Source organism: Exiguobacterium sp. s132 (genome assembly GCF_018617235.1).
In the GTDB taxonomy this organism is placed as follows: Bacteria; Bacillota; Bacilli; order Exiguobacteriales; family Exiguobacteriaceae; genus Exiguobacterium; species Exiguobacterium profundum.
In genome coordinates this window covers 39,375-53,487 of record NZ_JACSJU010000006.1, presented here as the reverse complement: position 1 = coordinate 53,487, position 14,113 = coordinate 39,375, and the positions used below count along the sequence as shown (strand labels likewise).

Genomic DNA, 14,113 nt, shown 5'->3' with positions numbered 1-14,113 from the left:
AAGTAGTTGGGGGATCTCCCCCTGTGAGGATAGGACGTTGCCAGGCAACAACGCAGGACGACCGAGCATACGCTCGGTCGTTTTTTTGTTTTAGCGATGCTCTCGACATAGAGGCATCGCTTTTCGTTTGCCTTTTTTTAAATCAATGATAAAATATAGTCAAAAGTCAAAGATGGTCAGAGGGTGGTGGAGATGAGAAATATTTCGGATGTCATCGAACAGTATTTGAAGCAAGTCTTGAAGGAAAGTCAGGCAAACGCAATTGAAATCAAACGTCAAGATATCGCACAACGATTCGAATGTGTCCCATCCCAAATCAATTACGTCATCAACACACGTTTTACCGTCGAAAAAGGATATTTAGTAGAAAGTAAACGTGGCGGTGGCGGATATATTCGTATTCGACGCGTTATTTTACACGAAAAGCAAGATGTTCTCTCTAGTTTGATGGATGTCATTCATGAACATCCACGTTTGAACGAACAGCTCGTTGAAAATGTGCTGATTCGATTGGTTGAAGAACAGATGATGCACGAACAAGAGGCGCAGTTGATCTATCATCTCTTATCAGATGAAGCATTGAACTTACAAGTTGACGATCGCTCCTATATTCGACGTCAGCAACTACTCGCGCTGATGAAAGTACTTCGTTATCGTAATGGAGGGTAAGTCGTATGCTATGCGAACGTTGTAAACAGCGACCGGCTATCAATGAAGTCGTTGTCATGGAACAGGACGTGCCCGTAAAAAAACGCCTATGTCGACAATGTACGGTAGAACTTATGACGGGCTATGTCCCGGTCGTAAAGCGCTGCCCGACCTGTCAGATGACGCGGCAAGATTTATTACGTGTACGAAAAGCAGGATGTGCTACGTGTTATACCGTATTTCGTGATGAACTGATTAAAATCGCACGTCAATATCAACAAGGACATGATCATCACATCGGTTCGGTCCCTGACCAGTTACGTACACCGCATGAACGAATCGAAGAGCGACTCGAAAAGTTGGCAGGGGAGTTGACCCGCGCTGTCGAACAAGAAGATTATGAACGAGCAGCACGTATTCAAAAAGAAATGAAGCAATTAGAAGGGCAAGGTGATGTCTAATGGAAACGTTCCTAACACATCCACTTGGTCCAAAAATGAAAGAGCGTGCCAAATTGGATGACCTGGTCGTCTCCACAAGAATCCGACTGGCACGTAACGTCAAAGACACTGTATTTTCGCCGGTCCTTTCTAAAGAAGGAGAACGTCAACTATGTGATCGTCTCGAAGGGCGGTTACGTGGGTTAAAGGGATTTGAATATCTTCATATGCGTGATTATGATGAAGTCACCCGGCAGGCGTTGATGGAAAAACACTTAATTAGTCCGGCCGTTGCGACAAACGAAGAAAGTGCAGTCTTTTTAAGTGAAGATGAAACCATCAGTGTGTTGATTAACGAGGAAGATCATTTACGAATTCAGACCTTACTCCCAGGTTATCAAGTGAAAGAGGCGTTTGAAATAGCGAATCAAGTAGACGCATTGTGCGCAGAATCACTCTCCTACGCCTTTGACGAACAGTTAGGCTACTTGACGACATGCCCAAGCAATATCGGAACCGGACTCCGGGCCTCGGTCATGTTACACTTACCGGGACTCACGTTAACGGGTCGAATCAGCCCCATTTTGCGAGAACTTCGAAAACTCGGCTATACGATTCGAGGTCGTTACGGAGAAGGTAGCGATGCGGCAGGACGGTTGTTCCAGCTGTCAAATCAGCGGACATTGGGCAGTCATGAATCACAGCTGTTAGCTGACTTTATGGAAGTGACAGAACAAGTGATTCAAGCAGAACGTCATGCGCGTGAAGAGCTCATCGCACATCGACAAGAAGAGTTAGAGGATCGGTTTTATCGGTCATATGGTATTTTACGATATGCCAAACTTCTTTCTTCTACCGAAGCCATTGAGCGGCTATCTGATTTACATTTAGCGAGTGACCTAGGAATTTTGTCTGATTGGAGTCCGCCGAAGTTTCATGAACTCATCGTTCGGTTACAATCAGGTTTTCTACAAAAACATTTCGGGAAAACATTATCTACGCAAGAACGGGATCGAGAACGAGCGACACTTGTTCGTCGAACGTTAGATCAAGGCTTAGTTTGATCCAACTATAAGGAGGTTATGTCAATGATGTTTGGACGATTTACAGAACGAGCACAACGCGTATTAGCTTTAGCACAAGAGGAAGCCGTACGTCTTGGCCATCATAATATTGGTACAGAACATATTTTATTAGGATTGGTTCGTGAAGGAGAAGGGATTGCGGCAAAAGCGCTCTTCGCCCTCGGATTGACCTCTGAAAAAATCCAACAAGAAGTAGAATCATTGATTGGTCGCGGTTCGGAGAACGGGTCGACGATTCATTACACACCGCGTGCGAAGAAGGTCATTGAGCTCTCGATGGATGAGGCTCGAAAATTGGGACACTCTTACGTCGGAACGGAACACATCCTTCTAGGATTGATTCGTGAAGGAGAAGGGGTCGCGGCACGCGTACTCAATAACCTTGGAATCAGTTTGACGAAAGCACGCCAACAAGTGTTGCAACTTCTCGGAAACACGGAGTCTTCTTCAAATGCTTCGCAACCTGGAGCGAGCGCCGCAACCCCAACGCTTGACGGATTGGCACGCGATTTGACACAACAAGCACGCGAGTCTCGTTTAGATCCAGTCATTGGGCGTGCAGGCGAAATTCAACGTGTCATCGAAGTATTGTCGCGTCGGACGAAGAACAACCCGGTTCTAATTGGGGAACCAGGGGTCGGGAAAACAGCGGTCGTCGAAGGTCTCGCTCAGCAAATCATAAACAACGAGGTACCTGAAACGCTTCGCAACAAACGCGTCATGGTACTCGACATGGGTACACTCGTCGCAGGTACAAAATATCGTGGTGAGTTCGAAGATCGCTTGAAAAAAGTGATGGACGAAATTCGTCAGGCAGGGAACGTTATTCTCTTCATCGACGAGTTGCACACATTGATTGGTGCGGGCGGTGCAGAAGGTGCAATCGATGCGTCGAACATCCTCAAGCCGTCATTGGCTCGTGGTGAACTTCAATGTATCGGGGCGACTACACTAGATGAATACCGGAAGTACATCGAAAAAGATGCAGCGCTTGAGCGCCGCTTCCAACCGATTCAAGTGAACGAACCGACGACAGAAGAAGCTGAACAAATCCTACTCGGGTTACGCGATCGCTATGAAGCACACCACCGTGTGACGATTACAGATACGGCGATTCACGAGGCGGTCGTCCTTTCAGACCGTTACATCTCCGATCGTTTCTTGCCGGATAAGGCAATCGACCTCGTCGACGAGGCGGCATCAAAAGTACGACTTCGCTCATTCACGGCACCACCGAATTTGAAAGAGTTGGAATCCCGTCTCGAATCGATTCGTAAAGAGAAAGACTCTGCCGTACAAAGCCAAGAGTTTGAAAAAGCAGCTTCCCTTCGCGATACGGAACAGAAGTTACGCGATGAGTTAGAAGAGTTGAAAGCAGAATGGCAGAACAAGCAAGGTAACGAAAAACTTGAAGTGACGAAAGAAGATATCGCTCAAGTTGTTGCGAACTGGACAGGTGTACCGGTCACGAAGATTGCCGAAGAAGAGACAGACCGTCTCCTCAAACTCGAATCGATTCTTCACAACCGTGTCATCGGTCAAGACGATGCGGTGAAATCAATTTCCCGTGCGATCCGTCGCGCCCGGGCCGGATTGAAAGATCCGAAACGTCCAATCGGGTCATTCATCTTCCTCGGACCGACCGGAGTCGGGAAAACAGAGCTCGCCCGTGCAGTTGCCGAAGCGATGTTTGGCGATGAAGATGCCATCATTCGAATCGACATGTCCGAGTACATGGAAAAACATGCGACGAGCCGTCTCGTCGGTTCGCCTCCTGGTTATGTAGGTTACGAAGAAGGCGGTCAATTGACTGAAAAAGTGCGTCGGAAACCTTACTCGGTTATCCTACTCGATGAAATCGAAAAAGCGCACCCAGAAGTATTCAACATCTTGCTTCAAGTGTTAGACGACGGTCGCTTGACGGATTCGAAAGGTCGCACAGTCGACTTCCGAAACACAGTCATCATCATGACGTCTAACGTCGGAGCCGCAGCGCTTCAACGAAACAAATATGTAGGATTCACAGTGGAAGATGATGTGAAACGTGAATATACGGAAATGAAGGACAAAGTACTCGAGGAATTGAAGAAAGCGTTCCGACCTGAGTTCTTGAACCGGATTGATGAAATCACGGTATTCCATTCACTTCAAAAAGAGCACATTCAAGAAATCATCAAACTTATGGCAGAGACACTTAAGAAACGTCTCGCCGAACAAGGTGTTGATTTCAGCTTGACGGATGCGGCACTCGATAAAATTGCCGATGTCGGCTACGATCCGGAATACGGGGCTCGTCCTCTCCGTCGTGCCCTTCAACGGGAAGTGGAGGACCGCCTCTCAGAAGCAATGCTCGGCGGCACAATCGCTAGAGGCAGTAAAGTTGCGCTCGACGTACAAGATGGAGAGTTCGTCGTTCGTAACGAAGGTGTAGTTCAGTAAAACATTCAGCTCCCTCGTCGTTTAGAGGGAGCTTTTTTTAGACAGGAAGGGAACTTATGGCCAAAATTAAAACGAAATACGTCTGCCAATCGTGCGGATATGAATCAGCCAAGTGGATGGGGCGTTGTCCGGGTTGTAATGAATGGAATACGCTCGTCGAAGAGTTTGTAGAAGAGAAGAAAGCCAAACGTGGAGCGGCCTTTGTGCATAGTTCATCGCGACAATTGAAACCGGAACGCTTAGCGAACGTCGTCTCACAAGAAGAGACACGCGTGCATACGAATAGTCGTGAATTTGACCGTGTCCTCGGCGGTGGGATTGTCCCAGGTTCACTCGTTTTAGTCGGCGGGGACCCGGGAATCGGGAAGTCGACCATTCTGTTACAGGTTAGCGCTCACTTAGCCCATAGTGGTAAAAAGGTGTTATACATCTCGGGGGAGGAATCTCTCAAACAGACAAAACTTCGTGCGGAACGGCTCGGTTTACCGACCGATGACTTGTTCGTGCTCGCTGAGACGGACATGTTGATGATTGAACGGGTTATTGATGAGGAGCAACCTGGATTTGTCATCATTGACTCGATTCAAACGGTATATATGGATGAGATTCAATCGGCGCCAGGGAGCGTGTCACAAGTTCGAGAATGTACGGCCGCCCTCATGAAAATTGCGAAAACGCGAGGGATTGCGGTCTTCATCGTCGGTCACGTGACGAAGCAAGGGTCGATTGCCGGCCCGCGCTTACTTGAACATATGGTCGATGCGGTACTTTATTTTGAAGGGGAGCGTCATCATACGTTCCGTATTTTACGGGCGGTGAAAAACCGTTTTGGATCGACGAACGAGATTGGCATTTTCGAGATGAAAGAGAGTGGACTAGAGGAAGTGCTTAATCCATCTGAAATATTCTTGGAGGAACGCACGGCTGGCGTATCGGGTTCGACCGTTGTCGCCTCGATGGAAGGTACGCGGACGGTACTCGTGGAACTCCAAGCACTCATCTCTCCGACATCGTTCGGGAACCCGAGACGTATGGCCACGGGCATTGATCAAAACCGAGTCGCGCTGCTCATGGCCGTGCTCGAAAAACGTTCCGGTCTCTTGCTTCAGACGCAGGATGCGTACTTGAAAGCAGCCGGTGGCGTCAAACTGGATGAACCGGCGATTGACCTTGCGATTTGTATCTCGATTGCCTCGAGTTTCCGCGATCGTCCGACTCGTCCGACGGATGTCTGCATCGGTGAGGTCGGATTGACTGGGGAAGTGCGACGGGTTTCCCGAATCGAGCAACGTGTCGCCGAGGCGGCAAAACTAGGTTTTACACGGGCCATCATCCCGAAAAATAACATGGGGGGATGGACCGCTCCGGCAGGGATTGAAGTCGTCGGGGTCGGAACAGTGGACGAAGCACTCCAGTTGGCGATTCCGTTCTAACGGGTCGCCACTGGCAGTTTTTAACGCTTTGTAACGAACGTGATTGAAAAAATCATGTTACAATGAAAGTGTTATTTTTTGAAATTTTATTTCATATAGAAGGAGGTGGAATGAGTGAAGATTGCTGTACGAATCGGATTTATTTTGATTGGACTCGTCGTGGGTTGGTTCGGAATCATCGAAGCGACGCTTTTATTAGCAGACCTTGGCATGAATGTGCCGGAGTGGTTAACGATTCCATACGTAGCAAGTTTGATTGGTGGACTTATCTTCTTCATTCTTAGTTTATTCTTAACAGATGGTGTTGTTGCATTTATTCGTTTTGTCGAAGAACGGCTCGTCCGTTTACCGGTAGGGGATATCTTATTCGGTTCGATCGGTCTCATCATCGGGCTCTTGATTGCCTTTTTGATTAGTGTATCGCTTGAAGTCACGAATATTTTCTTACTGAGTAAAATCGTTCCGATTTTTGTCACGGCCCTGTTTGGTTACTTTGGTTTCGCGGTCGGCTATCGGAAGCGTAACGAATGGATCAAACTATTTGTGAAGAGCGAACGGGAAAAGCCTGCGACTGAACCGGTCCAACGCTCGAATGATAAGATTTTAGACACGAGCGTCATCATCGATGGTCGAATCGCGGATATTGCGACGACTGGATTCGTGGAAGGAACATTGATTGTGCCCCAGTTCGTCATCGGCGAACTGCAATACATCGCCGACTCCTCGGATACGTTGAAGCGGAATCGTGGACGTCGTGGACTGGACATCTTGAAGGAACTACAAGAGAACAAGCGCATCCAGGTTGAAATCTATGATGGAGACTTCGAAGACGTACCGGAAGTCGACATCAAATTGATTAAACTAGCTGAACTGAAAAACGGGATTGTTGTTACGAATGACTACAACTTAAATAAAGTGTGTGAGGTACGAAATGTACCGGTCTTGAACATCAATGATTTGGCAAACGCCGTCAAACAGATTGTCATTCCTGGTGAAGAGATGGTCGTGACAGTTATTAAAGAAGGAAAAGAGCAGAATCAAGGGGTTGCTTACCTTGAGGATGGGACAATGGTTGTCGTGGAGGGCGGACGTAAATTGATTTCGAAGACGCTTCCTGTCGTTGTGACGAGTGTCTTACAAACGTCTGCAGGCCGTATGATTTTTGCCCGTCCGGAATAACGGATCAAAAAGAGACGCGAGAGCGCTCTCTTTTTTTCACGAAGAGAGGTATTAACATGGTAGCTTATACAGTTGTCATCCCGGCTGCGGGAAGAGGGAAGCGGATGGGTGCGGATGCGAATAAGTTGATGCTGACGCTCCGTGACAAACCGATTATTGCTTGGACGTTACAGGCGTTCGATACCGATCCGTGGTGCGAACGAATGGTGTTAGCCATCCGGCCAGAAGAACGTGACTGGTTCGAGGCGATGACATCACAGATGAAGACGCCGGTTACATACGTAGCAGGGGGGGAAGAACGACAACAGAGTGTCCATGCAGGACTGAAGGTTGTTGCACCCGATACGATTGTGATGATTCATGACGGTGCGCGTCCGTTTGTAAAACGTGAACAGTTGCATCAAGTGGCTGAAGCGGCACTGCAAGGTGGTGCCATCTTGGCGGTACCCGTTAAAGATACGGTCAAACAAGTTCAACGTCATCACATCGAACGCACCGTTCCCCGTGAAAACTTATGGTTGGCACAAACGCCGCAAGCCTTTCAGGCGAAAGCGATTTTGGCGGCACATGAACGAGCGGTCGAACAACAGGTGATGGGAACGGATGATGCCAGTTTGTTTGAGTGGCTCGGCGAATCGGTACAAGTGGTCCTTGGGGACTATCACAACATCAAAATGACGACGCCCGAAGATTTATTGTTCGGCGACGCGATTTTAGCGAAGGAGGAATTACAATGAGAATTGGTCAAGGCTTTGATGTACACGCATTTGCAGAAGGACGTCCGTTAATCTTAGGGGGAATCGAAATCCCACATGAGCGTGGACTTCTCGGTCATTCTGATGCGGACGTGTTACTCCATACCATTGCGGATGCGGCACTTGGAGCAATTGCGGCAGGTGATATCGGGAAACACTTCCCGGATACGGATCCGGAATTTAAAGATGCAGATTCGAAAGTATTGCTTCGTCACGTCTGGCAGCTCGTGAAAGATCAAGGCTACGTTCTCGGAAATGTAGATGCGACGGTCATGGCTCAACGTCCGAAACTTCGTCCTTACATTGATGAGATGCGCGCGGTCATTGCCGAACTTCTTGAGGCGGACATCGAGCAGGTGAACGTGAAAGCGACGACGACGGAGAAACTGGGCTTCACGGGACGCGAAGAAGGGATTGCGGCGCAAGCGGTCATCTTACTCAACCGGGCTTGACAGAAATGGTATACTATTTGGGCAGAAGAGAAGAAAGGTGGAACTATTATGAGTGAAGTGCGTGTACGCTATGCGCCTAGTCCGACGGGGCATCTCCATATCGGAAATGCGCGGACGGCGTTGTTTAACTACTTATTTGCTCGCCATGCTGGCGGAAAAATGATTCTTCGGATTGAAGACACTGACCAGAAACGGAATGTGTTGAACGGTGTCGAGAGTCAGATGAAATACTTGGAATGGCTCGGCATCGACTGGGATGAAGGTCCAGGGCGTGACGGAGACTACGGTCCATATTATCAAATGGAGCGTCTTGCGATTTATGAGAAATACGTCAATGAGTTGATGAGCAAAGGCCTTGCTTATAAATGCTACATGACCTCGGAGGAGCTTGAAGCAGAGCGTGAAGCACAAATCGCACGTGGGGAGGCACCACGTTACTCGGGTGCGCACCGTAACCTCACTGTTGAAGAACGTGAAGCGTTTGAAGCGGAAGGGCGTAAACCGTCTATTCGGATTCGTGTGCCGGAAGGCGTGACGTATAAATGGACAGATGTCGTCAAAGGAGACGTCTCGTTTGAATCGAAAGATTTCGGTGACTGGGTCATCGTGAAACAGGACGGCATTCCAACGTACAACTTCGCAGTTGTCGTGGACGACCATTTGATGAAGATCAGTCACGTGTTGCGCGGGGACGACCATATCGCGAACACACCAAAACAGATGATGATCTATGACGCACTTGGTTGGGACTATCCTGAATTCGGTCACATGACGCTCATCTACAACGACCAACATAAAAAGTTATCAAAACGGGACGAATCGATTATTCAGTTCATCGAACAATATGCGGATCTCGGCTACTTGCCAGCAGCGCTCTTCAACTTCATTTCGCTCCTTGGCTGGTCACCCGTCGGGGAAGAAGAAATCTTCTCGAAAGAAGAGTTCATTGAAATGTTTGATGCGAAACGTTTGTCGAAGAGTCCGGCAGTTTTTGACCAACAAAAACTTTCTTGGATCAACAGTGTATACATGAAGAAGGCCACGCTTGACGAAGTGGTGGCACTCAGTTTACCATTCTTACAAGAAGCAGGACGATTACCCGAGGCGGTATCTATTGAGGAAGCGGATTGGGCGACAAACTTGATTGCATTGTATAAAGAACAAATGACGCACGGAGCAGAAATCGTCGCGTTGACAGACTTGTTCTTCAAAGATGAAATCGAGTATGACGAGGAAGCGAACGCTGTCCTTTCAGGTGAAACGGTACCTGCTGTTCTTGCAGAGTTCAAACAGCAGCTCGAAGCAATCGAAGACTTCACACCGGAAGCGATTAAAGCGGCGACGAAAGCGACGCAAAAAGCGACCGGTCAAAAAGGGAAGAACTTGTTCATGCCGATCCGTGTCGCGACGACAGGGCAAACACATGGACCAGAACTCCCGAACGCCATTTCGTTAATCGGAAAAGAGCGTGTGTTGAAGCGTCTGACAACTTTATTAGCGTAATAAAGGCATCGATGAGGAAAGTAAGCGGTACGACACGTTGCAGAGACTAGAACCTAGGCTGGGAGTTCTAGATGTGTCCCCCGAAGAAGTGCACCTCGGAGCCGTCTCGGCGATATGTAGTCGAGGCCGTGACTCGGCGTTAACGAGACTTGAGAGGGGAACGCATTTTCCCAAACAGAGTGGAACCGCGCTTACGGCGTCTCTGTGCCTTGGCACAGGGGCGTCTTTGTTTTTGTATAAGAAAAGGAGATATCGATTATGGGATTTTGGAGCAGTGTACGCGAAGACTTGCGGACTGTCCTGGAACTAGACCCTGCCGCTCGTTCGAAAGTAGAAGTGGCACTGACTTACCCAGGCCTTCACGCCATATGGGCACATCGCATCGCGCACGGATTATGGAAACGTAACATGAAACTGGTGGCCAAATTATTAGCCCAATTCAGTCGTTGGTTGACCGGGATTGAAATTCATCCGGGGGCGGTGCTTGGGGACCGCGTGTTCATCGATCACGGTTTCGGTGTCGTCATCGGTGAGACGGCGATTATCGGGAATGACGTTACTATCTATCAAGGCGTCACCCTGGGTGGAACGGGGAAAGAGAAAGGGAAGCGTCACCCGACAATCGGGAGTGACGTGCTTATTTCAGCGGGGGCGAAAGTACTTGGTAACATCACGGTCGGCGATTGCGTCAAAATCGGAGCGAGCTCGGTCGTATTGAACGATGTGCCGTCTGATTCGACCGTGGTCGGAATTCCAGGTCGTGTCGTCATCCGAAACGGTAAGCGTGTGAAGCAACATGATCTAGATCATCGTTTCCCAGATCCGGACCGCGAATGCCAAGAACGCTTAGAAGCGGCAGTGGATGAACTACAACAAAAATTAGCAACGCTTGAAAAGTGGATGGAGGAGAAGACACATGATTCAGCTGTACAACAGTCTCACGAATAAAAAAGAACCGTTTGTCCCGATTGTTCCGGGTAAAGTATCGATGTACGTATGCGGTCCGACCGTTTACAACTACATTCATGTCGGAAACGCCCGTCCGGCGATCGCCTTCGATACGGTTCGTCGCTACTTGACGTATCGTGGGTACGAGGTCAAATACGTCTTGAACTTCACAGACGTGGATGACAAGATCATTCGTACGGCGAATGAATTAGGAGAAGACACGGAGACGCTGACGAATCGCTATATCGAGGCGTATTTAGCAGATACAGGGGCACTTAACGTTCAACCGGCAGACGTGCATCCGCGTGTTACCGATACGATGGTAGAAATCATCGAATTCATTCGTCAATTAGAGACGGAAGGGTTCGCTTATGAATCAGAAGGAGACGTGTATTTCCGGACGAAGAAGTTTGAGACTTACGGAAAATTGAGTCAGCAATCGATTGAAGATTTGCGGGCCGGGTCACGTGTCGATGTCGGGGAGAAGAAAGAAGACCCGCTCGACTTCGTCTTATGGAAAGCGGCTAAACCGGATGAACCATCATGGGATAGTCCGTGGGGCAAAGGACGTCCGGGCTGGCATATCGAATGCTCGGCGATGGCGAAAAAACATCTCGGGACAACAATTGATATTCACGCGGGCGGGCATGATTTGAAATTCCCACACCACGAGAACGAGATTGCTCAGTCAGAAGCTTGCAACCATGCGAAGTTCGCCAACTATTGGTTGCATAACGGCTTCATTAACATTGAAAATGAGAAGATGTCTAAGTCGCTCGGAAACTTCCTCCTCGTCCATGAGGCGTTGAAAGAAGTCGACCCGATGGTCCTGCGCTTCTTCATGTTGTCTGTGCATTATCGTCATCCGATCAACTATAGCCGAGAATTGATTGAACAAGCGGCGAACGGCTGGAGCCGAATCAAGGAAGCTTATCAAAATATTGAATATCGCTTGTCGGTAACGGCTGGACTTGGAGAGGCGAGCGAGTCGATGGAACGGAAGCTTGAATCCATCAAAGCGTCTTTCATCGAATCAATGGATGATGATATCAATACGGCCAACGCCGTGACCGTCCTCTTTGACTTGGCACGGGAAGCGAACATTTATGCGAAGGCCGATCATGTGGCAAAAGCGACGCTAGAACAGGTCCTGTCGCTATTTGATGAATTGACGGGTGTCCTCGGCTTGACGTTGGCAGAAGAAAAAGAACTATTGGATGCCGAGATCGACCAATTGATTCAAGAACGGAACGACGCACGGGCGGCACGTAATTTTGCCCGGGCTGACGAGATTCGTGATTTACTAAAAGAACAAAGCATCCAACTCGAAGACACGGCCCAAGGGGTTCGGTGGAAGCGGTTATGATGCAACCGAAACAAATGAATGCCCTTGCGCTCGCCTACATGGGAGACGTGGTATACGAAATGGCTGTACGGAGACGCCTGCTCGAGAAAGGATTGACGCGCCCGAATGACTTGCACCGGGGCGCGGTCCGCTACGTCAATGCACGGGCGCAGGCGAGCGTCGTGACATTTTGGTTAGAGACGGATGCGTTGACGGAAGAGGAACAGGCTGTCGTCAGACGTGGAAAGAATGCGAAATCAGGATCGGTTCCGAAACGGGTCGATGTGCACACGTATCGTTATTCCACGGCGTTTGAGGCACTGATTGGGTATATCTATTTGACAGAAAGAAGGGATCGTCTTGAAGAACTCATCAAACAAGCGTTCGAACGACTCGAAGCCGAGTCGACCGAAACGACATGACGGAAATCGGGGAGCGGAGAAACGAACGTTTGACCGCCCTCGTGGGGAACGACCAGATCGCACGCGTCGCCAAAAGGCAGAACGCCCTGACTATAAGGAAGTCGATGTGATGGAGGAAGGGATTGACTTCCTTTACGGTCGTAACCCGGTACTCGAGGCACTGCGAAGTGGTCGTGATATGAATAAAGTATTCATTATGGAAGGTCAGCAAAAGGGACCACTCGCTCAAATCATCGCGATGGCGAACGAAGCATCGGTCCAAGTGTCATTCGTCCCAAAAACGAAACTTGAGAAGATGGCTGGCAGTGAACATCACCAAGGAGTCGTTGCGGCGGTTGCGGCTTATGAATACAAAACAGTCGAAGACATGTTCGCTCTCGCAGCTTCGAAAGAGGAGACACCGCTCTTCATTTTGCTAGATGAGCTCGAAGACCCGCACAATCTCGGTTCGATTCTACGGACCGCCGATGCCGTTGGCGCACATGGAATCATCATTCCGAAACGTCGCTCGGTCGGTTTGACTCAAACGGTTGCCAAAGCCTCGACCGGGGCCATTGAGCATATTCCGGTGGCGCGTGTGACGAACTTGACACGGACACTTGAAGAGTTGAAGGAAAAAGGATTGTGGGTTGTCGGGACCGATGCGAAAGAAAGTCAGGACTATCGTCGATTGGATGGAAATATGCCACTTGTTGTGGTCATTGGAAGTGAGGGCAAGGGGATGAGCCGACTCGTGCGCGAATCGTGCGACTTCCTTGTTCATTTACCGATGGTCGGTCATGTCACGTCACTCAATGCATCTGTTGCAGCGGCGCTCCTCCTGTATGAGGTGCATCGCTCACGTCATCCATTGGCATGAGTATCCTGAAGCGCGAGCTCCTTCTTGTCGACGGATATAATATCATCGGCGCGTGGCCTCACTTGAGAAGTCTCCGCGATGTAGATTTTGAACAAGCACGCAATCTGTTGATTGAGGCGATGGCAGAATATCAGGCTGCGTCCGGCAAAGAGGTCACCATCGTGTTTGACGCCCACATGCGCTATGGTCGTGAATCCAAAGAGAAGCGGAGTCGGGTCGACGTTGTCTATACGAAAGAAAATGAGACAGCGGACGAATGGATTGAGCGGCGTGCCCATGAATTAGTGGATGACCGGCTCATTACATTATTCGTTGCGACGAACGATTTCACGGAGCAGTGGGTCATCTTTGGTCAAGGCGCATTGCGCGTTCCGGCAACCGAACTGTTGAAAGATTGGAAGCATGCGAAAACACTGATTGAGCAACAGCGCGTGTCGCTAGAGAAAGAACAAGCAAATCGGAAGACGATTGATATTCCACCACATATTCAAGCAAAGTTTGAAGAAATGCGACGTCGCAAATCAAAAGGTGATTGAAATCACGGACGAGTTCATGAAATGGACTCGTCTTTGTTTCGATTTTGACATTTTTTTGCAAAGGAATGT

At 49.0% G+C, this 14,113-nt stretch carries 14 protein-coding genes and 1 other annotated feature; all 14 genes read left to right on the top strand.

Translation table 11 applies throughout. The features are described 5' to 3' along the window. The first annotated feature begins 192 nt into the window (after positions 1 to 192). The 14 genes from KNO78_RS14980 to KNO78_RS14915 all read left to right on the top strand — a co-directional run bounded on the left by KNO78_RS14980 (position 193) and on the right by KNO78_RS14915 (position 14,044). Positions 193 to 669, top strand: a complete 477-nt coding sequence (locus KNO78_RS14980) for a CtsR family transcriptional regulator (protein ID WP_012727708.1) — start codon at positions 193 to 195, stop codon at positions 667 to 669. A gap of 5 nt (positions 670 to 674) precedes the next feature. After that, the gene (locus KNO78_RS14975; RefSeq protein WP_214691676.1) at positions 675 to 1,109 is read left to right on the top strand and encodes a UvrB/UvrC motif-containing protein; all 435 of its coding nucleotides are present in this window, start codon (positions 675 to 677) and stop codon (positions 1,107 to 1,109) included. Beyond that, positions 1,109 to 2,152, top strand: a complete 1,044-nt coding sequence (locus tag KNO78_RS14970) for a protein arginine kinase (RefSeq protein ID WP_214691675.1) — start codon at positions 1,109 to 1,111, stop codon at positions 2,150 to 2,152. The genes KNO78_RS14975 and KNO78_RS14970 overlap by 1 nt, the downstream gene beginning before the upstream one ends. A 24-nt stretch (positions 2,153 to 2,176) precedes the next feature. Continuing rightward, the gene (locus KNO78_RS14965) at positions 2,177 to 4,612 is read left to right on the top strand and encodes an ATP-dependent Clp protease ATP-binding subunit (RefSeq protein ID WP_012727705.1); all 2,436 of its coding nucleotides are present in this window, start codon (positions 2,177 to 2,179) and stop codon (positions 4,610 to 4,612) included. 56 nt (positions 4,613 to 4,668) lie between these two features. Next, positions 4,669 to 6,045, top strand: coding sequence for a DNA repair protein RadA (gene radA / locus KNO78_RS14960; RefSeq protein ID WP_012727704.1), 1,377 nt, complete (start codon positions 4,669 to 4,671; stop codon positions 6,043 to 6,045). A 114-nt stretch (positions 6,046 to 6,159) separates the two neighbouring features. Next, positions 6,160 to 7,224 (top strand): PIN/TRAM domain-containing protein, encoded by a 1,065-nt coding sequence (locus KNO78_RS14955; protein ID WP_214691674.1) that lies wholly within the window; start codon positions 6,160 to 6,162, stop codon positions 7,222 to 7,224. Between the two features lie 56 nt (positions 7,225 to 7,280). After that, positions 7,281 to 7,961, top strand: coding sequence for a 2-C-methyl-D-erythritol 4-phosphate cytidylyltransferase (gene ispD, locus KNO78_RS14950; RefSeq protein WP_012727702.1), 681 nt, complete (start codon positions 7,281 to 7,283; stop codon positions 7,959 to 7,961). Then, positions 7,958 to 8,431, top strand: coding sequence for a 2-C-methyl-D-erythritol 2,4-cyclodiphosphate synthase (gene ispF / locus KNO78_RS14945; RefSeq protein ID WP_012727701.1), 474 nt, complete (start codon positions 7,958 to 7,960; stop codon positions 8,429 to 8,431). Before ispD ends, ispF begins: the two co-directional genes overlap by 4 nt. Positions 8,432 to 8,476: 45 nt before the next feature. After that, positions 8,477 to 9,934, top strand: a complete 1,458-nt coding sequence (gltX, locus tag KNO78_RS14940) for a glutamate--tRNA ligase (protein ID WP_208606723.1) — start codon at positions 8,477 to 8,479, stop codon at positions 9,932 to 9,934. Then, positions 9,934 to 10,141, top strand: a binding site (T-box leader). (Overlaps the previous gene by 1 nt.) A gap of 51 nt (positions 10,142 to 10,192) precedes the next feature. Further along, entirely contained in the window at positions 10,193 to 10,882 is a 690-nt protein-coding gene (gene cysE, locus KNO78_RS14935) for a serine O-acetyltransferase (RefSeq protein ID WP_214691673.1), read from the top strand. Further along, complete coding sequence (gene cysS, locus KNO78_RS14930; protein WP_159563156.1) at positions 10,851 to 12,248, top strand: cysteine--tRNA ligase; 1,398 nt, start codon at positions 10,851 to 10,853, stop codon at positions 12,246 to 12,248. The genes cysE and cysS overlap by 32 nt, the downstream gene beginning before the upstream one ends. Further along, positions 12,245 to 12,649 (top strand): Mini-ribonuclease 3, encoded by a 405-nt coding sequence (locus KNO78_RS14925; protein WP_074035355.1) that lies wholly within the window; start codon positions 12,245 to 12,247, stop codon positions 12,647 to 12,649. The genes cysS and KNO78_RS14925 overlap by 4 nt, the downstream gene beginning before the upstream one ends. Positions 12,650 to 12,758: 109 nt before the next feature. Next, on the top strand, positions 12,759 to 13,508 hold the full coding sequence (gene rlmB / locus KNO78_RS14920; protein ID WP_031421850.1) for a 23S rRNA (guanosine(2251)-2'-O)-methyltransferase RlmB: 750 nt from the start codon (positions 12,759 to 12,761) through the stop codon (positions 13,506 to 13,508). Next, on the top strand, positions 13,505 to 14,044 hold the full coding sequence (locus KNO78_RS14915) for an NYN domain-containing protein (protein WP_159563155.1): 540 nt from the start codon (positions 13,505 to 13,507) through the stop codon (positions 14,042 to 14,044). Before rlmB ends, KNO78_RS14915 begins: the two co-directional genes overlap by 4 nt. Positions 14,045 to 14,113 lie beyond the last annotated feature (69 nt).